Below are 21,025 nucleotides of genomic sequence, written 5' to 3' on the forward strand. Positions count from 1 at the left end.
TTTATTAGACATCTTAAGAGTTCTTAGTAATTTAAATATTTTCTTTTTAATCAAAAATTTAATACAGGTATAATTATTTTTTCTATGCTGTATAAAGATGAATTTTCTCAAATAATATATAGGTAATACTACTAGGTTATCATTTTTCATAGATTAGTAGCTTTATATTACAATTTTTTTTGTTATATTAGGAAGCATAAAACATTCAATATGAATGTAGGTATAAAAAATAAACTTACACGCTTCCCTACAATGAATTATAAGAAGGTAAATCAATGAATAAGAAATATTTCATAGGTATGGCTGTTTGCTTTTTTGCACTACTGAATACAGCATGTTCAACATCCATACAAAATCCTAAAAATGAAATATCTTCCAGTACAAAGTCGAAATATGCAGATGAACACCAAAAAACATTTGGTATTACAGCTGAACAGTTTCGTGAAAAAATGAATGCACGTATGGATAAGACAAATACATTTGTACTTGTACCATTTCAGTCTTTCAATATTCAAAAAAATAAGTTTAAAGTGGATGACATCTCACAGCGTAATATTATATTGGAAGGGACGGTTGCACCGAATGGTGAACTCACTGCAATTATCTATAAAAGTCGTATGAATGACGATGAAAGTCTCGTTAAAACGATGACATTGATAGATGCAACTGCCAAAGTGTTGCCTCCAACGATTGATGAAAAGAAAAAGGGGGATTTACTTGAAGATGTGATAGAAGCTTCTGTCGCTAGTCCAAAAAGTTATGCGCAAAAAACGGTGGACAACGCAGTAACTTATGCTGTTAAAAGTTTACCCGATGGTCAGTTTGTAGTGACTTATACGCCTGCTGAAACTGGTTAAAGTAAAAACTCTTGTGACTTAATAATGAGATGGTGTGTAAGCTTTTCCAATTGTGGTGACTGTTGTTGCCAATGATGCCAATATAAACTGATATCTAAAGTTGTTTTTGGGGTAAGCACAACCAACTCAGTATTTCTTACTTGCAGTTCGGGTACCATGCCATAGCCTAGTCCAAGCTCAATGGCATCTACAAAAGATTCTGAAGATGGAATGAAATGATAAGGATAAGCAGTTTTAGGTAATCCAAAATGCTCGAGTAGTACATTTCCATGCATATTATCTTTACGATTAAAAATAACAGCAGGCGCATGCTTGAGCGCTTCTCTAGAAATCCCATATGGAAACCATCTGCGAATAAATGCATCGGATGCAACTAGATGATAGCGAACTTTACCTAAAAAAGTGGCATAGCAACCGCTTCTTGCTTTTGATTCTGTAGAAATACAGGCATTCACTTGTCCTGTCTCTAGTAAATAATGAGTGTAGTCCTGATCTTCTAATTGTAAATTTAGTAAGATTTTTTCAGTAAGTGTGACTTGTTGTAAAGCAGGTAAAAACCAAGTCGCTAAAGTGTCTGCATTAATTGCAATTGCGAGTTTGAAAAACTCTGAGGATAGGTCTTTGCCTGAAAATTGATACAATAAATCTTGCTCTAATAGCTTAACTTTTCTTAAATAAGATAATAACTCATGTCCTGATTGGGTTGGTTTACATGGCCTTTCACGCAGTAATAATGTTTTTCCTACACACTGCTCAAGTGCTTTTACTCTTAATGTAATGGCAGATGGCGTTACATGTAATTGAGCACCGGCTAATTCAAAACTTCCTGTTTCAATCACTGCTAGAAATGCCTCACACTGTTTATTATCAAGCATATGCTACCTAAATTATTTTTAGTTTGACCTATATTTTCTTAATAATACTTAAAAAGCAATAAAAATATGAATAATGCATTTGAGTACAAAACTGAAAATATGAGGAGTCTAAAATGTTGTGGGGAATCTGGGGGCAAGGACTTGTTATGGGGGCAGGTTTAATTATTGCAGTAGGAGCACAAAATGCGCATGTATTACGCATTGGTTTACAGCAACAACATGTACTCATTACAGTACTCATTTGTATTTTATGCGATGCACTTGCAATTTCAGTAGGTGTGGCAGGCGTGGGAAACTTTATTCAAAGTAATGAAATTTTAATGAATATTGCACGTTGGGGCGGTGCTTTATTTTTATTAAGCTATGGATTTTTAGCATTGAAACGAGCACTCTTTGCCAAAGAGGGATTATATGTTGCTCAGCAAAATAAAACACTAACAAGAATGACGGCAGTTCAACTTGTTCTGGCAGTTTCTGTACTAAATCCACATTTATATTTAGATACAATGGTACTCTTAGGAGCAGTTGGAAGTCAGCACGATGCCAGTAATGCAAAAATTGCCTTTACTGTAGGGGCTATTTCAGCATCGATTATATGGTTTACTTTGTTAGGTTGGGGGGCGAAAAAAGTTGCACCATGGCTACAAAAACCAATGGCATGGCGTTTTATAGATGGCTTTGTCGCTATAATGATGTTTACAATTGCATCTATACTTATATTTAAACCTTTATAAATAGGAAATACCGATGTCGCAGGAAACTCTATATATTGTTTTATTGGGTGGAAAACATGAAAAAGCAAATATAGAGGTTCATGATATCAGACCGATCATTTGTGCAAACTTGGAAGATGTATACTCCAAATTAAAGCAACAATGGTTTGGTCTCCAAAAGGGATTACATATTGATGGATGGATGAAAATTCAGGGTGTTCATTATCATGATCAATCTTATAAGCTTGTGATTTCAGATCAACCACAATCTTCGGCATTAAAACTATACCTTATTAATTTAGGTGCTTATGTTCCTCAAGAGTTTGGAGAGGTGCATAAGTACCTAGTCGTTGCGGGTAAAAGTACAGCAGATGCAAAGCAACAAGGCAAACAGGCAATAGAAAAGCATTGGTTTAAACCACATACAGATGCGGTTGTCGATGTCGATGCATGTATTGAACTTAATTTAATTGATCAACAATATATCCATCTTATAGAGGGTTCATTTGAGCCAAACAGCTTTGAAAATGACTATATTGTGATTGGGTAATTTATGTCAGATAGTCAGTTAGATGAACAACATCTTTTAGCGCAGTTAGACATTATTGCAGATGGTTTAAGCCAAACTCTAAAACCGTTTTGTGAGGTGGTTGTTCATCACTTAAATGGTGATCAACAAGGTATACATCGGATTTACAATAATTTATCTAGCCGAATAGAAGGTGACCCTGTAACAACATTGGGCGAAGCACGTATTTCAGATGATAATTATCCGAGTATTATTGCCAATTATGCAAATACACTACCCGACGGAAAACCACTAAAAAGTACCTCTATTGGAATTAAAAATAAACAAGGTGAGTATATTGCAGCTTTATGTTTGAATGTAGATATCTCTGCATTCTCTACAGTGCAACATATGCTTGCCCAATTTACAGCAGTTGGTGATTTACAGCCTAAGGAAAAATTACAACCTTTTAATCAGGACGATTTGATTGAGTATATGAATCAATTCTCTGCAGCCAAAGGAATTTCCGTAAGAGGTTTAAGTAGTCAAGAAAGAAAGCAATTAATGTCTGAATTAAAAGAACAAGGATTTTTAGAAATTCGTCGCTCAATTGACTTAATTGCTAAGCATCTTGGTGTTTCACGACCAACGATTTATGCTTATCTAAAATAAAACATACTTTAAGTTCTAGTACCATCTTCTAAAAATTAACTTTACAAAATGTCATTTATTTAATATTTTGTAAATATATCGATGGGATAGAAATATAAATATGAGTACAATTCAATATAATGATGTAGTTCAAGCACATGAGAAAATTAATGCGCATATTAGAAGAACAGAGATACATACATCTAAAACTTTAAATAAATTATTGGATGCAGAAGTTTATTTTAAATGTGAGAATTTCCAAAAAACAGGCGCATTTAAATTGAGAGGTGCATTGAACGCATTATTAAATTTTAATGTTCTACAACGACAAAAAGGTGTGTTGGCATTTTCATCGGGTAATCATGCACAAGGTATTGCTTATGCAGCAAAAATTTTGAATATTCCAGCAAAAATTCTCATGCCAAAAGATGCGCCTAAGTCTAAAGTACAAGCAACACAAGGTTATGGTGCAGAGGTTATTTTTTATGACCGCTATACAGAAAATAGAGAAGAGATTGGTAAGCGGTTGGCATTGGAACATGAAATGACGTTAATACCATCTTACAACCATCCAGATATTATTGCAGGGCAAGGAACAGCAGCTAAGGAACTTATAGAAGATATAGGCCAGCTTGATGCTATTTTTGTTGGACTCGGTGGTGGGGGAATGTTATCAGGTACGCTACTTACAGCACATGCATTACTGCCCGATTGTAAGGTTTATGGTGTAGAGCCAGAAGCAGGGAATGATGGCGAGCGTTCTTTGCAGGCAGGTCATATTATTCAAATCGATACGCCTCAAACCATTGCAGATGGTGCACAAGTTACCAGTTTAGGGCATTTTACATTTCCAATTATTCAAAAATATGTCACAGATATTCAAACGGTAAGTGACTTAGAGCTACAGCAAGCGATGACATTCTTTGCCCAAAGAATGAAAATGATTGTTGAACCCACAGGTTGTTTGGGCTTGGCAGGACTTATGAAATATCGTTCATTATGTAAAGGTAAGCGAGTTGGAGTGATTATTACGGGTGGAAATATTGATTTGGAGCGATATGCAAGATTGATTTCTAAAGGTGAGTTTATATAAAGCCTGCTCTTAAATAAGAACGTTCACCAAGCAAATGAAAGCTTGTAAAATAAACAGAATAAACTGTTGTTTAATCAGTCTAAAGGTGGCTAAACAGCGAGCTTCCCAGTCTCTATTTATTTTTCTTTGATTGCTTAACTGAAGTAATAATAGACTATTATCTAATGCTTTTGCTTGCTCAGGTAGGCTTTCATGAGGTTGCTCTGCAAGATAGTCGAAAAGCTGTTTATCTATAGATAAACGTAATGAGTAATATTTAATAATGATTGCTAAAATAGCGTTTAATATTAAGCAGATTGAAGATATATATGATAGTGATTGGAAAAAATTTAAAGTTAAAAATATAAGCAATAAGATGCTCGAACTTACATCTATAGTTTTATAGTAAGAAAGAGATGCACGAGTCAGATGAATAATATTAATCATGATTTCTCAAATTTAATAATGTTTCTAACTGTTGAATTTGATGATCTTTAATAACTACAAAAGGGCGAGATTTCTGAATGAGATCTATCGCTTCTTGAACGCTTTGAACATGATGATAATAAATGAGCCAAGCTGCTAAAATACATGCACTACGCGAATAACCTAAAGCACAACTGATAAGAATTTTGGGATGTTCTTGTGGCAATATTTGAGTCATATATTGTAGCTGTTTCGCTCCTTGTTCTAATTGCCTTAAAGTTGGTGTTGTTAGATCTAGAATAGGCGTAAATAGATATGTACAGCCTCTTGGTACAAAAACGGGAAGCTCTGCGCAAGTATCGATTAAACCATTGAATTTTTTTAGTGTATGACATGTACTTATTCTGCCTAGGTATATTTCAAAATGTCGGGTAGTACGTAGAGAATCTAAACATATAAGTGATGCGTTTGGATGCTTCCGTGTCCACACTCTAGAGTTTAACCAAGCAAAAATTAAATATGGACCGAGTAGAATGATTGTTTCTATGGAGAGTCGACCATTTTTATGTTTTTGAAATGCATGTACGTCTAGGAATGCATAAATACAAGAAACCATAAACAAACTGAAAGCTGGCCATAACAGCCATAGACCATATGGTTTAAAGTAAAGACTTAATGTGCATAAGATAATGCTACCTAAAGCATAGTAAGTTGAATTTTTTTTTCGTTGTTTATTTTGATCAAAGTGAAATTGAGCGAGCGGACTTGGCTTATGAGTGGGCCACATCCATATACAAAGAGCAGCAACCAATATACCTGTAGGAATATCAATAAAATGATGTTGCCATGTTGTAAGAACAGATATGCCAATTAAACAAGACCATACGTGTACAAACCAGTGCAAAATCCCTCTTGTTCTTTGAGCATAAAACACCCATAAAATAATGAGTAAAACAATATGTAATGAAGGAGCCTGATTAAATGGCCGATCAAAACCCATTAAAGTATTAAACATTAAACCAAACACGCCATCAATTTGAGGGCGTTGTAAACTAAATTGAAGTGGAAAAACTAAAAAGAATGTAATGCATATGACCTGTGCTGTAAGTAAGCGTTTTACATGTGTATATAGAACGCGTTTATTTTTACACATGAGTATAGACAATGCATAAAATAGATCGATTGACCAATAAGGAATAATTGTCCAAGGAAGAAGAGGAATATACTTTTCCCAGTCGAACATGATTTCTGGTACTACAGTATGTGTACCAGCATACCAGTTTGCAAAACCATAGGTACTAAAAAAAATAATGCCCAAGATTGCTAAAGTCATCACTTTATATAGATTGAACTGAATAGATTGTCGAGTCATACTATTTCTTCACTGCCAAACTCACAGTGAAAATACCAAATTCATCAATGAGCTGATCTACTTTCAGAAATCCTGCTGACTCAACCAGTTGATCCATTTCAGCCTGAGTACGTAAGCGCATTACCCAAGCATGACCTTCACGATGACTTGTTAAAGCACGTGCAATAAATTCTTGTTGAGGGTGCCAAATTTGTCCTGTATAGATGAGATAACCACCTTGAGCAATTGTTTCAGATAGCCCATTTAATGAAGTACTAATGAGTGTATTGTCACTAAACAATTCGTAAAGGCCAGAAACAATAGCAATGGTCGTATTCTGTGGAATTTTGGCTAGGCTTTCTTTTGAAAAGGCATCACCTTGTTGAAACTCAACAATATCCTCTAATTGTTTATCATGAATAAGTTTCTGACCGTGTTCTACATTGACTTGACGATAGTCTCTTAATAAAACATGGTGTGGACGATATTGCAGTTCATCAATTGCTTCTAAAACATATCTTCCATGACCCGCAGCAATATCTACAATATTTACTTGATGATTTTTTTGTTTCAGTTGAGTGATGGCTTTTTGTAAGAGTTGCTCTAAATGTGTTTTACGTACACGTATTCCTTTCCAACCAATGGCATTGAGGTATTGTCTATCTATGATACGACCCAACCAATGATGACTATCGGCCTGATTACGATAGACATAATCTAAAGTACTTCCAGAGTCAAAACCTGTATCTTGGCCGAGCTTCAAGCCTTGAGAAAGGTAACTTCCTAAACGTAAATTATATTTTGTAAAAGACCAGTAAAAATGGCTAAGAGATTTTTTGGGGAGTGGAGTATTGTATTGTTCAGCTATTGCACAGCTCTGACCAATTTGATGTGCTTGACGTAAGTTGAGGAGTTGTAAGGAACTAGCAAAGCATTGAGAAATAAATCTACGAATTTTTTGGACGGCAATATCTCTATCTTTTTCTCCTAATGTATCGTGATAAAAACCCTCTAATACATGTAGCTCTTTGCAAGGATGCGTTAAATTTTTAAAAAACTCAATTTGAGGTTTGCTGTGAACGACATAGTCTGAGCCAGAAATTAAAACTTGCGTAGGTACATGAATGGCATGTGCATCTTTAACAATACGTTTTGCAGTATTATGTAAACCTAAAAGCATATTTACAGAAATTGCTTTAGCGATTGATGGATCTTGCTCATAGCTCTTAGCACGATCGATATCGTGAGTAAGTAATCCTGCTTTTACATAGCTATTAATAAAGAAATTGCCCTTTACTGATTTTAAAACGCGTAAACCTGTACGAGCAAATGGGACATAAAGTTTAATTTTGAAAGCCGGTGAAACCAGACAAAGTGCTCTAATATTCGGTGCATAATCATGAACCCACGTTGATGCGAGTACAGCACCTACACTTTGTGCAACAATCGCTATATTTTCAGGTTGAATTCCATATTCTTTTTCGATATGACTTACAAAACTCTGAATATCTTTTACACTACAAGAAAAACTTGGGCTATCACCGCGTAAACCAGGAGACTGACCATGACCACGTGCATCCCAAGCAAAAAAATCGTATTCGGGTAGGTCTAATTCATTCACTAAATGTGCCATTCTTCCAGAGTGTTCATGACCACGATGAAATAATAAAATAGCTTTTTTATTTAAATTTGCTGGTGTGAGCGCAGACCAATGTTGGTAAAATAGTTGTGTATCATCGTGACTACTAAAAAAGTGTTTCGAAATAGTACGCATATTATACATCCTTACTTTTTTCATTAGAGTAAGTGGTTTGCTGTATTCCACGACGAACTCTGTTGTAAATCGTCATCATTAATAATGCTATACAACAACCTAAAAGAATATTTGGAAAATAAAGTGATAGCTGGTTATAAATATGAGACGTGTTAAAACATGGTGATAATCCTATATATAGGCCTAACCCACCAAATACGGCTGCACGATCACTTTTACCCATAGGTCCATCATAACGACGTTCGGCACTTACCAAAGGACCCAGAATACCTGCATACTCACTTAAAACTGATAAAAAAATAACCAAAAGTAGTAAAGAGGAATTGACGGAGATTAATCCTATAAAACATAAATATAGGCTTGTATCTGAGATTACATCACATAATTCATTTAAATAAGCACCAAGATAACTTTGTTGTCCAAACTCTTTAGCAAGCATGCCGTCTATTGCATTCAATGCCATGCGTATAAACATCCAAATAGGAATAATGAGAAACGTACTGTATATTTGGTATGTTGTGCTTATGGCAATAATAAGTGAAATAAAAACTGAAATTACAGCAGTGCCTAGCGTTACCTGATTTGCAGTAACACCTAAAGCATGTAATCGAACAACACTTGGTCGAAGAATATTTTGAAATCTAGACTTTAATTCATAAATAGATGACATATTTATTTCACTTCTTATTTCTAAAAAGTGACCCCTATACTATAAAAAATATGTATCAATCAGATAAATCTAAGATTTAAGTCGAGTTTACTTTCGTCATTTGGTTTTATAATTATTTTTGTAAAAACTGAAATCTTAAAAAAACTCTAAATCTGCAGATGTGATACATCATTAAAAGCAACTGAGTGAATGAAATTTGATTTACATGGAATCAGTTGAGAGAAAATTAAGCATAGATTACCTGAAATGTATTACATTTCAAATTTTATTTAAATAAATATAATTATTTCACACTTAAAGTCTTAAATAAATAAAAGCCACATAAGATTGAGAGTCTTATGTGGCTTCTTATATAAATACGTTTATTCAAAAGGAGCTATATCAAAACAAATATAACTCAAAACGTATTATTCAACCGTTACAGATTTCGCCAAATTACGTGGTTGGTCTACATCGGTACCACGTAATACAGCAACGTGGTATGACAGAAGCTGTACAGGAATACTATAAATAATTGGTGCTAACCAAGGGTTAACTGTTGGAATATCAACAACGTGTTGACGTTCTTTATTCGCAATACCGCTGTGCTCATCTGCAAAAACAAAAAGCTCGCCACCACGTGCTTGCACTTCTTCCATATTCGATTTTAGCTTATCTAACATGTCATCTTTAGGCGCTAAAATAACAACGGGCATCTCATTATCTACGAGTGCTAGAGGTCCGTGCTTTAACTCACCTGCAGCATAGCCTTCAGCATGAATATACGAAATTTCTTTGAGCTTAAGTGCGCCTTCAAGTGCGATAGGGTAGTTTGTTCCACGACCTAAGAATAAGCAGTGTTGTTTTTCAACAAATAGTTCCGAAAGACGTAGAATTTCTGCATTGCGTTGCAATGTATCTAAAATAACTTTTGGACAGTGCCATAAGCTTGCAACGATTTCAGTCAATTGTGATTCAGCTAAGCGCTTTTTCACTTGACCAATTTTAAGCAGTAACAACATGAGTGCAGAAAGTTGAGTTGTAAATGCTTTCGTCGAGGCAACACCAATTTCAGGGCCTGCTAAAGTTAATAAATGATGATCTGTTTCTCGTACCATAGATGAAGTTGGAACGTTACAAATCGCCATTGTTGAAATATTCAGCCCTTTATCTTTCGCACGCTTTTGAGTGTCGCGTAAAGCTGCCAATGTATCTGCTGTTTCACCTGATTGAGAAATACATACATACAATGTACGGTCAATAATTACAGGTGAGCGATAACGGAATTCGCTTGCAATTTCAACCTGACACGGTAAATCAATCAGTTGTTCTGCCCAATATTTAGCAATCATACCCGCATGGTAGCTTGTACCACAGGCAATAATTTGGATTTGCTCTATATTCTGAAAGCTAGTGACTGCATCACTTAAAAAGTCTTCACGAAGTGCATTGTCATTAAGAGCTTGCGCAATCGTTTGCTGAATCGCTTCGGGTTGCTCATAAATTTCTTTGAGCATAAAGTGTTTATATTCACCTTTAGAAGCATGGCTGACTGTCGCATCTAACTCTTTAATTGGGCGTTCTATACGCTCTTGACCATGATTTTTAAATACTTCAACTTGAGTACGTGTGAGGTGCGCAATATCACCTTCTTCAAGGTAAATAAAACGATTTGTAATGGGTAACAATGCGAGTTGATCTGAACTAATAAAATGTTCACCAATCCCTACACCAATTACTAGAGGTGAGCCTTCACGGACTGCAATCAAATCTTCTGGATAATCTGCATGTACAATACCCAAAGCAAAAGCACCTTTTAGACGAGGCACAATACTTCGAACGGCATCGAGAAGTAATGGATGAGTTTTCATTGCTTCGGCAACAAGATGCGCGACTACCTCAGTATCTGTTTGAGAAACAAATACATAACCCAAACGTTCAAGCTCAGATTTAATTTCTACATAGTTTTCAATAATACCATTATGAACAACGGCGACTTTACCCGAGATATGTGGGTGTGCATTTGTTTCAGTAGGTTTCCCGTGTGTCGCCCAACGCGTATGAGCAACTCCAATATGACCTGTAATCTTATGTTCTTTCGTTGCTTCTTCTAGGTTAATCACTTTACCTACGCGTCGTTCACGCAGAATATTATTATCATTAATAAGTGCTAAACCTGCAGAATCGTACCCACGATACTCTAAGCGTTTTAAACCCTCGATAAGAATTTCACTAATATTTCGTTCTGCAATACCACCAACAATACCACACATATTTTAAGCCTCTATTTCTGTTTTGCTATTTAGTCTTTTGAGGACGTTGATAATTTGCTTTTTCGATTTGTTGTGAACGTTCAAAAGCAAGCGTATTTTCAGGTACATCTCGAGTGATAACAGATCCAGCACCGACTGTTGCACCTTTACCAATAGAGATAGGGGCAACCAATGAACTATTTGAACCGATAAAAGCAGATGAGCCAATTTTGGTTTTATGCTTATTTACGCCGTCATAGTTACAGGTAATTGTACCTGCACCAATATTAGACTCGGTACCAACTTCTGCATCACCTAAATAAGTGAAATGGTTTGCCTTAACCCCTTTTTCAAGGTGTGAGTTTTTAACCTCTACAAAATTCCCGATATGAACATCGTTATCCAGTTGAGTTCCTGGTCTTAAACGTGCGAAAGGACCAATAATAACTTTCTCACCGATAACAGCATTGTCGATTATGGTATAAGGTTGAATTTTTGTATTTGAAGCAATTTTGGCATCTTTTAATATCGTACCTGCACCGATTTCGACATTGCTTCCAATTTCGCAATGACCTTCAATAATTACATTGATATCGATATAAACATCTTGCCCAGTGGTTAATGTACCACGTAAGTCAAAACGCTCTGGGTCGGCAAAAGCAACACCCTCACGCATTAAATGTATTGCTTGTTGGCGTTGAAAAGCACGTTCTAAATTTGCAAGCTGAATGCGGTCGTTTACACCTTCAACTTCATAAGCCAATTTCGGTTGAATTGATGCAATTTCTAAACCGTCTTGAACGGCCATTGCAACAATGTCAGTCAAGTAATATTCGCCTTGTGCATTCTCATTTGAAAGCTGAGGCAACCACTCATGTAATTTACTATTTTCAACACAGTAAATACCTGTATTAATTTCAGTAATTTGACGTTGTTCCTCAGAGGCATCTTTATGTTCGACAATTGCCTGTATCTGACCATGCGAACGAACGATACGACCATAACCTGTTGGCTCATCTACATTCAGTGTAATCATACCAATACCAGTTTTCTGACTGGCTTCGAGCAATTTATTTAAGGTTTCTGAAGAGACTAATGGCACGTCTCCATATAAAATAAGTGAGAAACCATCTGTAGGTAGCACTGGCAGTGTCATTTGAACTGCATGTCCTGTACCTAATTGCTCTTTTTGTTCAACCCACTCTATATTTTCTTCTTTAAATGCATTTTGAACGTGTGCGCCGCCATGACCAAAAATAGTAATAATACGGCGGGCTTTTAATTGTTTTGCTGTTTCAACAACATGACCAAGTAAAGGTTGACCAGCCAAAGGTTGGAGTACTTTGGGCAGTTGAGAACGCATACGTGTTCCTTTGCCGGCAGCGAGAATAATCACGGTAGTTGACATAATCACCCTATTGGAATTAAACCGAGAAATTTAAATAAATAAGTATACATAAGGCAGCCCAGATACCAGCAATGACATCGTCGAGCATAATGCCGAAGCCACCATCAACTTTTTGATCGATGACACGAATTGGCCAAGGCTTCCATATATCAAATAAACGAAAGAGGGCAAAACCAATCAGTGCCCATTGTATATTCATTAGATTAAAATAGATTAAAGGAAGAAAGGTAATTGATTGCCCAGCAAACTCGTCCCATACAATACGACCGTCATCGTGTACCTGAATTAAGCGTGCTGTCTTGCCACAAATGTATATCCCAATCAGTGTCATGAAGGTTATGAGTATGAACGAGCTATAAAAACCTACGTGCATAAATATTGGAATAAATAAAAGTGCAAATGCTGAACCAAATGTACCCGGTGCTTTAGGAGAAAGACCAGAGCCGAGCCCCACACCTAAAAATATAATAAATCGGTGATAAAGGGAAAATTGGCGAAAATGAATAGCTGGTTTATGCAAAATGCTGGTATCCATGAAAATTTAAAGCTTGTTCTTCGTTTTGATAAGTCAGACGTAGACCTAAAGCAGATTCAATATAACCAATCACACTTAATGAAACATTTGGTTTTTGTAAACAAAGTTTTTTATAGTTTTCTGGAGAAATTGTAAAGCAAAGCTCATAGTCATCTCCACCTGCAATTGCATATTGCCATTGCTGTTGTCGAGAGAGTGAATGTAGGGCATTGTCTGTCGGTAAGTTTTCAAGTTGAAGCGTTGCGCCCACGTTAGAAGCGTTTAGAATGTGTTGTAAATCTTGGATGAGACCATCAGATAGATCTATCATACTCGATGCAAAACCTAGCAAATGCTTTCCAAGCTCACAACGAGGCGTAGGGTAATCTAAACGCTTTTGAAGTGGATGACCTAAGTGCTGTAAGCCAAATGCAGCATCACCAAGTTGGCCACTCACGACAATATAATCACCAATTTCTGCACCACTACGAGTAATGGCTTGACCTTTTGGAACCCAACCTAAAGCAGTCACACTAATTGTTAAGTGAGGCCCCTGAGTTGTATCGCCACCAATGAGTTCAACACCATATTGTTCACAACATGCAAATAAGCCTTGGCAAAAGTTGTCTAGCCAATCTTCTTGAATCTTGGGGAGTGTAATCGCAAGTAATATACTGTGAGGAGTTGCCCCCATTGCAGCAATATCAGATAGATTCACAGCTACACTTTTCCAACCAACAGCATGTGCAGTGGTCGATGAAGGGAAATGTCTACCTTCGACCAATGTATCTGTGCAAATGACAAGTTGCTGGTTTTCTGGTGGGGTAATTAAGGCCGAATCGTCACCTATACCTAAGTTTACGTTACTCTGCCGAGCATGTTTTTGCTTAAAGTAGCGGTCAATAATTGAAAATTCGGCCATAAGTCTGTCTTTATGCTTGCTTTTCAGCCTGACGTAATGTCTGTGCAAGGCGGTCTAATACACCGTTAATGTATTTATGACTATCTGCACCACCGAAGTGTTTTGCGAGCTCAATCGCTTCATCTAGTACAACACGGTACGGAATTTCAGCATGATCACGCAATTCGTAAGCACCTAAACGTAAGGTTGCAAGCTCTACACCATCAAGAGCAGTTAAATCACGATCGAGTACGCTACTTAAAAGTTGATCGAGAACGTCATGTTCTGCAACCACACGTGTAAGAAGTTCATGATAGTAATTTAAATCAACCTTATGCATTGCATTGTCTGCACGTGTACGTGCTTCAATTTGGTGTACAGGATTTTGGCTCATTTGCCATTCATAAATCCCTTGTACGGCAAAGCGACGAGCTTTACGTTTAGCAGCATAAATTGCTTGTTGTGTTTGTGACATCGATTAAATTGCCTTTAACAAGTTAACCATTTCAATGGCAGTAAGAGCAGCTTCGCTACCTTTGTTGCCCGCTTTAGTACCTGAACGTTCGATGGCTTGTTCAATGCTGTCAGTAGTTAAGACTCCATTGATGACTGGTAAACCAGTCTCAAGACCAACAACGCCTAATCCTTTCGCACATTCACCTGCAACAAAGTCGAAGTGAGGTGTGCTACCACGGATTACGGCTCCAAGCGCAATAATGGCATCGTAAGTTGATGTATTTGCTAATTTTTTAGCAACTACAGGAAGTTCCCACGCACCGGGTGCGTGAACAACAGTAATATTTTCTTCAGCAACACCATGACGTTTTAATGTGTCAATAGCACCTTCAAGAAGGTGTTCAACAACAAAACTGTTGAAACGTCCAACTAAAATCGCGTAACGGCCTTCGCTCGCGAGATGCATTAAACCTTCGATACGGCGAATAGCCATAAGAAACCTCTATTATTTTTCAGTAGATTGATCAGCAGAAATATATTCTACTACTTCTAAGTTAAAACCTGATAATGCATTAAAACGTAAAGGGGAGCTGAGCAATTTCATTTGCTCTACACCTAAGTCACGTAAAATTTGTGCACCCACACCAATATTTTGATATTGCTTTGAGAGCTCAGCATTAGACTTGCTTGCTTTACGCGGTAACAATGATGTTTCTAAAGCATGACCAAGATCTAACAAATGTGTTTGACCAATCCATACTAAAACACCACGCTCACTTTGTGCAATGTATTGAAGGGCATGATCTAAACTCCATGCCGTTTCGCCAGATTGCTGCTTCAGTTTCACGAGGTCGCGCAGTGGATTAAACCCATGAACTCGAACGGTAGTTACCCCTTCTTTCGGTTCGCCTTTAACCAATGCAAGATGTGTTTCAGTACTACCATGTTCACGGTAGCGATAAAGTTCAAATGAACCATATTCCGTTTCAAGCGTTTCTTGCCCTAAGCGTTCAACAGTTTGTTCATTTGTCATGCGATAATGAATCAGGTCGGCAATTGTACCAATTTTTAACTGATGTTTCTCGGCAAATTTTTCTAAATCGGGACGACGTGCCATCGTACCGTCATCATTAATAATTTCACAGATAACAGATGCAGGCTCCAAACCAGCTAAACGAGATAAATCTGAACCTGCTTCAGTGTGTCCTGCACGGTGTAGTACACCACCGGGCTGTGCCATTAATGGGAAAATATGTCCCGGTTGTACAATGTCTGAGGGTTTTGCATGTGCTGCAACGGCAGTTCTAATGGTATGTGCACGCTCTGCTGCTGAGATACCTGTCGTTACGCCCTCAGTTGCTTCAATAGACAATGTAAAGTTTGTACCATGTTGAGCACCATTTTGATCTACCATTAAAGGTAAATTTAACTGTTCACAACGAGCTTTACTTAAAGTAAGACAGACCAAGCCACGTGCATGAGTAATCATGAAGTTGATGTCTTCAGCACGAACATGCGTCGCTGCCATCACAAGATCACCTTCATTCTCACGATCTTCATCATCCATTAAGATGACCATTTTACCGGCACGAATATCTTCGATAATTTCTTCTACTGTGTTAAGTGACATCCGTCCACCTTTCCCAGATTGCACTTATTCTGCAAATACTGTTTGTAAGTTATGTTAGCAATATTTATCGCACTTCTTCGATATTTTACCGTAAGCGCCGATGGGTTGCTATGAAAGTGATATTAAAATTTTACAATAAAAGAAATGGAGAGAATTGAATAGAGGGAAGGGGCTTTGTTATTTATACATTTGTTAAAGCTGCTGAGAGACATCTGTATTACGTTATGAATACAGATGTCATTTAAATTATGTTGTAGTTTTTTTACCCTTTAGGATTTCAGTTCTTAACTTTTGAGCAATAACGGCACATGGGGTATTCATACCATTAATCATAAACGCATGGCGTGTAAGTACATTAGTTGGGCTAGGCAGTGCAACTAACTGATAGCAGTCATTTACGCTTTTGAGCATCGCATGGTCTAGATGCACAGCACTTTCTTTTGCGCTTAAAAGTTGACATAAGCGTGATGCAGCTTGAGGTGCTTCTAATTGCATTTCATCTACAGCGTTTGAAATACCACAACGTGTTTGAAGTACAAAACGTTTTTCTTCTCTATAGCGTTTATATAACACTTCAGACAACAATTGAAAAACGGTTGAAATCATGAGTAAACAGGTTGCTGCTTTAGGTTTGTCTGTAGTAATACAGATTGTTGCACCTTGTGCATTAAACTCTTCTTCAATTGAAATGGTTGATGTCGGAATTTGGTAATGCTGTGCACATAAAGCAATACTTTTATTGAGGAAGATTTGGCACAGGTTAAAATGTGACGTAGCAACAGATTGACTGACAGAGTTAAGCAATTGTTTTGGGTCGTAAAACTGAATATTTAACGCAATTTGACTTTTATTGAGATCTTTGGCCTGAGTATTATCTAAGACTTGTTCAGCATTAAACACTTTACTTTTAGGCATATCTTGCTGTGTCACAAGCTCAATGTTTTTTTGTTTTTCTTGCTCTAAAGCTTCAGTTAAAGATTGAATTTCATTTTTTAACTGCATTTCATGCTGAATGCGCTGAATATATTCAGTTCGACTTGGACGTGCAATGACGCGATAGGCAAGCCATAAAATTACATGTAGGAAGAATGAAAGTACGATAGCAAGCCACTCAGTTCGTAAGATTTCTCCGATACTCGGCTTCACTAAGGTAATTTCGACACGTCCGACTTTCTTCTCATTTTGTAAGGCATCGCGAGAAAAAACTTCACCCGTACGTGTTTGTTGTAAACCACTCGTTGCAAGTACATCATTATTCATTCCTAATATACGAATAGATGCAACGCTTGGGTTGCTTGAGTAACGATTTGCAATGAGCGCCAATGAAACTGTATTTGGAGGGCTCATTTCCTGTAACCCATCTGCAACCAATTGGCTTGTCATGAGTTGCCCTTGATTCGCGCGATTTTCTTTTAATTGATAGGTTGTCGCAAGAACCAATAAAAAAGCTTGCAGTGCAAAACTGATGATAAGTAGGCTTGCAAAAAGCCCTTGTCTAGGTGCATTCAAGGTAACGTTCCAAAGCAATTTAGTTTATTTCTAGTGCCTATTACAATAGCTTGGCTATTGAGCCGAAATGCGCTTATATCAAGAGATATTTATAAATGCTGAAGCCAGTATGGGGCATATTTAACGCATGAATGATGATATATTTTAATAAATTAAGTTTAATTTACTCATCACTTTTTAAATATGGCACCTTATTTCATTGGCTTCAGTTAATTTATGTATAAAGTGATTTCGTTTCTATATCCAACTTATTGTTGTATGTGTAAAAAAATATGGCTAATTTTAACATATTAGAATGCTAAAGTAGCTAGATTGAAACCAATGAGTAACATAGAAGATTGACTATATGACGCAGACAACTCCAATCCAATCTTATCAATTCACCCTTTTGGGAAAAACTCTGACCAAAGATCATATTGCTTCTTTAAATCAGGTGTTTAAAGAATCTCAAATTACTGTTGATTCGTCGCCAAAATATTTATCTGTAGGGCAGGGGCACGATGCAGTTCAATTTGCAGTTAAAACCTCTCATGCTCAGCATACATTACGTGACTTGTGCTTAAACTTTTCTGCACACCACAAAGTTGACCTGTTGGCGCAACCACAGTCGTTTGACACGAAAGCATGTCGCTTGGTTTGTTTCGACATGGACTCTACACTTATTGGACAAGAAGTGATTGATGAGTTAGCAAAGGAAGCGGGGATAGGAGAGCAAGTTGCTGAAATTACTGAGCGTGCTATGCAAGGTGAGCTCGATTTTCAAGAAAGTTTTAAAGCAAGAGTTGCACTTTTAAAAGGTTTAGATACAGATGTTCTTGATAAAATTGCATCGCGTTTAACAATTAATGATGGCGCTGCTCGACTTATCTCAACTTTAAAAGCCAATGGGATTCATACAGCTATTTTTTCTGGTGGATTTCAGTATTTTGCTGAATATTTAAAAAATAAACTGGGTTTAGATGAAGTACATGCAAATACTTTAGATATACAAGATGGGCAAGTCACAGGTGAAGTGAAAGGTCAAATTGTAGATGGTGCAAGAAAAGCAGTTTTGTTACAAGAGCTTGCGAACAAGCTTGATATTTCATTAGAGCAAACTATTGCTGTAGGGGATGGTGCGAACGATTTACCTATGCTTTCTTTGGCAGGGCTTGGTGTAGCATTTAGAGCAAAACCTTTGGTAAAGGCGCAGGCAAAGCAATCTATTTCATATGAAGGGCTTGACGGTATTTTATATTTACTTCAGCTTTCTGATGATGAAATTGAATCTAAAACAAATATTTAGTGATCAAAGGACATCATAATTGAATAAAAGTATTTGAAAATTATGGTGTTCTTATTAAATAGGCTTAAACGATATCTATAAATCATATTTCTTATAAAAAAAGAAATTTCTCACTTTTTCAGGTGGTATTTTTTTGTAATGACACGGGAAGCTATAAGTCATCATGGCTATACGCTAAAGACCAATTTAAAAAACTGTAATTACAAAATAATATTGCGACATCTTGTGTCGTACTGAGCATTTATATCACTTTTTTTTCCACTTTTTTACGGCATAATATGGCTTAAGGAGTGTTGAATCAGATGTTTAACTCCTTCGAGTTGCAACAAAATAAATAGTAGTTATTTTTATTTATGGTTCATCACATACAGTGATTGACGGAGGTTTTATGTTAACAGCAAGTTTTGCCAGTATGGTGGGGACATTTCTCATCATGATAGCACTTGTTTCTGTGTACTTCTCACCGTATCGTCATTGGCTTGGTTTTATGTTAGCGGGTATGGTGTTTTGGGGTGCAATAGAAATTATGCGCTTGAGTATCCAATACACGTTACAGTGTTCAACATCGTCTAGTTATCTTATTTCAGCTTTTATTGGAATGGTTGGCTTACTCTTCGTTTTACTACGTCTTAATCGTGTTGAACAAAAGACAATAGCGAATCGACAACTTATAGAACATACACCTGTGTATGACGACAAACAATAATAATAACCAGTAGTAGCTCACTCGACTTGGTGTATTGAAAAATACACCTTTTTTTTTAGATATTACAAGATATGTATTTTAGTTCAAATCTTACTTATCCTTGGGTATGATACGATGCTCTAATATTTGGGAATATGAGAATCGGCGAATGCGTATAAATCTTTCAGCAATTCCTGTTGTGAAATTACCTGTAGTGGATGTCAGTACGGATCCATTAGATTTATTGGTTGCAGGTATAGCATTGCGTATGAAGCAACTTGCAAAAACCAGTCCAAAATTTATTGAGTTGACACACGATCGCCAATTACGTATTCAAATAAGTACGCAAAAGGGAATGGCGCGTCAAATTATAATTGACCAAGGTGCTGTTTCAAGTGTATCTGGTGAGGTCGAACCTGCCGATCTAGTGCTTCAATTTAAAAATAGCGATCAGGGTGTAAAAACATTTTTACAAGGAGATCCTGCTGTAATTCTTTCAGGTATTCAGAAAGGAAGTATTCAGCTCGAAGGCGACCAAAGATTATTGGTTATTTTTGCAAAGTTGTTGCGTTTGCTTCCACCAAAACTACCAAATCCTCTTCAAGAAAAAATTCAACATGCGAAAGCATTTATTCGTAAAAAAACGAGTAAGTAAAAATAAAGCCCTTATTTAAGGGCTTTATTTTAATTTGTTACTTCAAGATTAAATGTAACTGGTCCATCATTAATAAGATGAACTTTCATATCTGCACCAAATATACCGGTCTCGACTTTAATATTCTGTTGCTTTGTATATTCAATTAACTGTTCATATAGAACTTTTGCTTCTTGTGGAGGCATGGCATCTCCGAAGTCAGGACGTAATCCCTTTTGTGTTCTTGCCATTAAGGTAAACTGAGATACAAGTAATATAGAGCCTTGCGCTTGTGAAATATTCCATCCCATTTTACCTTGCTCATCATCAAAAACACGGTATTTTAGTAATTTTTCAATAAGCTTTTTGCCAATCTCAAAATTGTCATCTTTAGAAATACCTAAAAAAACCAATAAACCTGTTTGAATTTCGCCAGTTGTCTGCTGCTCTACAACGACTTTAGCGTGTTGTACTTTTTGAATTAATGCGCGCATTGTTGTATTTAAATAAAGAACGTCTTTTTATTATAAATAATATTTAGCATAAAGCGTGCTTTGGAGTTTTTTTGTTTATCTTGCCATCATTATAAATTGAGAAGAGAAACAAAAGTTACTTTCAGATTAATTAAAATGCAATATATGTCACATTTTTTATAAATATTGTGTTTTTGATTTGTTTATTTATTGTATAATTTACTTTTTATTTAAATAACTTTTTCTAATGATCAGTGATGTTTTTTCTCTTTTAGAAAGTTTGGGGTTTGGATATCAAACACGAGCGATTCACGCTCAATTCTCAAGTCCGTTACTTAATCCACAACTTTTTATACAACGCATCGATGGCCACCATGAAATCAATAAAGGCCTGAGTTGTGA

Annotated in this window: 21 protein-coding genes and 1 pseudogene; 8 read left to right on the forward strand and 14 right to left on the reverse strand. The window is 36.5% G+C overall.

Annotation, left to right across the window (positions count from 1 at the left end; genetic code table 11):
- Positions 1-275 precede the first annotated feature (275 nt).
- The gene (locus I2F23_RS06430) at positions 276-857 is read left to right on the forward strand and encodes a hypothetical protein (RefSeq protein WP_195771734.1); all 582 of its coding nucleotides are present in this window, start codon (positions 276-278) and stop codon (positions 855-857) included.
- On the opposite strand, the gene I2F23_RS06435 is transcribed toward I2F23_RS06430, so the two are convergent.
- Positions 854-1,732 carry a LysR family transcriptional regulator ArgP gene (locus I2F23_RS06435; protein WP_195771735.1) on the reverse strand — a complete coding sequence of 293 codons (879 nt, stop codon included), beginning with the start codon at positions 1,730-1,732 and terminating at the stop codon, positions 854-856. The genes I2F23_RS06430 and I2F23_RS06435 overlap by 4 nt on opposite strands.
- A 113-nt stretch (positions 1,733-1,845) precedes the next feature.
- On the opposite strand from I2F23_RS06435, the gene I2F23_RS06440 reads away from it, so the two are divergent.
- The 4 genes from I2F23_RS06440 (at position 1,846) to I2F23_RS06455 (ending at position 4,697) form a co-directional block, all read left to right on the forward strand.
- Complete coding sequence (locus tag I2F23_RS06440; protein WP_195771736.1) at positions 1,846-2,466, forward strand: LysE/ArgO family amino acid transporter; 621 nt, start codon at positions 1,846-1,848, stop codon at positions 2,464-2,466.
- 13 nt (positions 2,467-2,479) lie between these two features.
- Positions 2,480-2,995 (forward strand): DUF1543 domain-containing protein, encoded by a 516-nt coding sequence (locus I2F23_RS06445; protein ID WP_195771737.1) that lies wholly within the window; start codon positions 2,480-2,482, stop codon positions 2,993-2,995.
- Between the two features lie 3 nt (positions 2,996-2,998).
- Complete coding sequence (locus tag I2F23_RS06450; RefSeq protein WP_195771738.1) at positions 2,999-3,625, forward strand: helix-turn-helix transcriptional regulator; 627 nt, start codon at positions 2,999-3,001, stop codon at positions 3,623-3,625.
- Between the two features lie 100 nt (positions 3,626-3,725).
- Positions 3,726-4,697, forward strand: coding sequence for a threo-3-hydroxy-L-aspartate ammonia-lyase (locus I2F23_RS06455; RefSeq protein ID WP_195771739.1), 972 nt, complete (start codon positions 3,726-3,728; stop codon positions 4,695-4,697).
- Positions 4,698-4,706: 9 nt separating this feature from the next.
- Here the strand turns inward: I2F23_RS06455 and I2F23_RS06460 are convergent, their stop codons facing one another.
- The 12 genes from I2F23_RS06460 to I2F23_RS06515 all read right to left on the reverse strand — a co-directional run bounded on the left by I2F23_RS06460 (position 4,707) and on the right by I2F23_RS06515 (position 17,546).
- Positions 4,707-5,123, reverse strand: coding sequence for a hypothetical protein (locus tag I2F23_RS06460; RefSeq protein ID WP_195771740.1), 417 nt, complete (start codon positions 5,121-5,123; stop codon positions 4,707-4,709).
- Positions 5,116-6,474, reverse strand: a complete 1,359-nt coding sequence (locus I2F23_RS06465; RefSeq protein ID WP_195771741.1) for a phosphatase PAP2/dual specificity phosphatase family protein — start codon at positions 6,472-6,474, stop codon at positions 5,116-5,118. Before I2F23_RS06465 ends, I2F23_RS06460 begins: the two co-directional genes overlap by 8 nt.
- Before the next feature lies 1 nt (position 6,475).
- Complete coding sequence (locus I2F23_RS06470) at positions 6,476-8,227, reverse strand: bifunctional alpha/beta hydrolase/class I SAM-dependent methyltransferase (protein ID WP_195771742.1); 1,752 nt, start codon at positions 8,225-8,227, stop codon at positions 6,476-6,478.
- 1 nt (position 8,228) lies between these two features.
- The gene (locus I2F23_RS06475; protein WP_195771743.1) at positions 8,229-8,897 is read right to left on the reverse strand and encodes a CDP-alcohol phosphatidyltransferase family protein; all 669 of its coding nucleotides are present in this window, start codon (positions 8,895-8,897) and stop codon (positions 8,229-8,231) included.
- A 407-nt stretch (positions 8,898-9,304) separates the two neighbouring features.
- On the reverse strand, positions 9,305-11,149 hold the full coding sequence (gene glmS / locus I2F23_RS06480) for a glutamine--fructose-6-phosphate transaminase (isomerizing) (protein WP_195771744.1): 1,845 nt from the start codon (positions 11,147-11,149) through the stop codon (positions 9,305-9,307).
- Positions 11,150-11,174: 25 nt separating this feature from the next.
- Entirely contained in the window at positions 11,175-12,536 is a 1,362-nt protein-coding gene (glmU, locus tag I2F23_RS06485) for a bifunctional UDP-N-acetylglucosamine diphosphorylase/glucosamine-1-phosphate N-acetyltransferase GlmU (RefSeq protein ID WP_195771745.1), read from the reverse strand.
- A gap of 16 nt (positions 12,537-12,552) precedes the next feature.
- The gene (locus tag I2F23_RS06490) at positions 12,553-13,071 is read right to left on the reverse strand and encodes a phosphatidylglycerophosphatase A family protein (RefSeq protein WP_195771746.1); all 519 of its coding nucleotides are present in this window, start codon (positions 13,069-13,071) and stop codon (positions 12,553-12,555) included.
- Positions 13,049-13,972, reverse strand: a complete 924-nt coding sequence (gene thiL, locus I2F23_RS06495; RefSeq protein WP_195771747.1) for a thiamine-phosphate kinase — start codon at positions 13,970-13,972, stop codon at positions 13,049-13,051. The genes I2F23_RS06490 and thiL overlap by 23 nt, the downstream gene beginning before the upstream one ends.
- Positions 13,973-13,982: 10 nt before the next feature.
- Positions 13,983-14,426, reverse strand: coding sequence for a transcription antitermination factor NusB (nusB, locus tag I2F23_RS06500; protein ID WP_195771748.1), 444 nt, complete (start codon positions 14,424-14,426; stop codon positions 13,983-13,985).
- Between the two features lie 3 nt (positions 14,427-14,429).
- Positions 14,430-14,900, reverse strand: a complete 471-nt coding sequence (gene ribH / locus I2F23_RS06505; RefSeq protein WP_195771749.1) for a 6,7-dimethyl-8-ribityllumazine synthase — start codon at positions 14,898-14,900, stop codon at positions 14,430-14,432.
- A 12-nt stretch (positions 14,901-14,912) separates the two neighbouring features.
- Entirely contained in the window at positions 14,913-16,037 is a 1,125-nt protein-coding gene (ribBA, locus tag I2F23_RS06510; protein WP_195771750.1) for a bifunctional 3,4-dihydroxy-2-butanone-4-phosphate synthase/GTP cyclohydrolase II, read from the reverse strand.
- A 246-nt stretch (positions 16,038-16,283) separates the two neighbouring features.
- Positions 16,284-17,546: a hypothetical protein gene (locus I2F23_RS06515; protein ID WP_195771751.1), complete on the reverse strand. Its 1,263-nt coding sequence runs from the start codon at positions 17,544-17,546 to the stop codon at positions 16,284-16,286.
- A gap of 625 nt (positions 17,547-18,171) precedes the next feature.
- Between I2F23_RS06515 and serB the strand changes: the two are divergent.
- The 3 genes and pseudogenes from serB to I2F23_RS06530 all read left to right on the forward strand — a co-directional run.
- Positions 18,172-18,831: pseudogene (serB, locus tag I2F23_RS06520) on the forward strand (phosphoserine phosphatase SerB); the annotation flags it as partial.
- Positions 18,832-19,219: 388 nt separating this feature from the next.
- Positions 19,220-19,537, forward strand: coding sequence for an AciT family ciprofloxacin tolerance protein (gene aciT, locus I2F23_RS06525; protein WP_195771753.1), 318 nt, complete (start codon positions 19,220-19,222; stop codon positions 19,535-19,537).
- Positions 19,538-19,691: 154 nt separating this feature from the next.
- Positions 19,692-20,171: an SCP-2 sterol transfer family protein gene (locus I2F23_RS06530; RefSeq protein ID WP_195771758.1), complete on the forward strand. Its 480-nt coding sequence runs from the start codon at positions 19,692-19,694 to the stop codon at positions 20,169-20,171.
- Positions 20,172-20,200: 29 nt separating this feature from the next.
- Here I2F23_RS06530 and dtd read toward each other — a convergent pair whose 3' ends face one another.
- Positions 20,201-20,644 (reverse strand): D-aminoacyl-tRNA deacylase, encoded by a 444-nt coding sequence (dtd, locus tag I2F23_RS06535; RefSeq protein ID WP_195771754.1) that lies wholly within the window; start codon positions 20,642-20,644, stop codon positions 20,201-20,203.
- Between the last annotated feature and the right edge of the window lie 381 nt (positions 20,645-21,025).

The sequence above is a fragment of the Acinetobacter pollinis genome, assembly GCF_015627175.1.
Lineage (GTDB): Bacteria > Pseudomonadota > Gammaproteobacteria > Pseudomonadales > Moraxellaceae > Acinetobacter > Acinetobacter pollinis.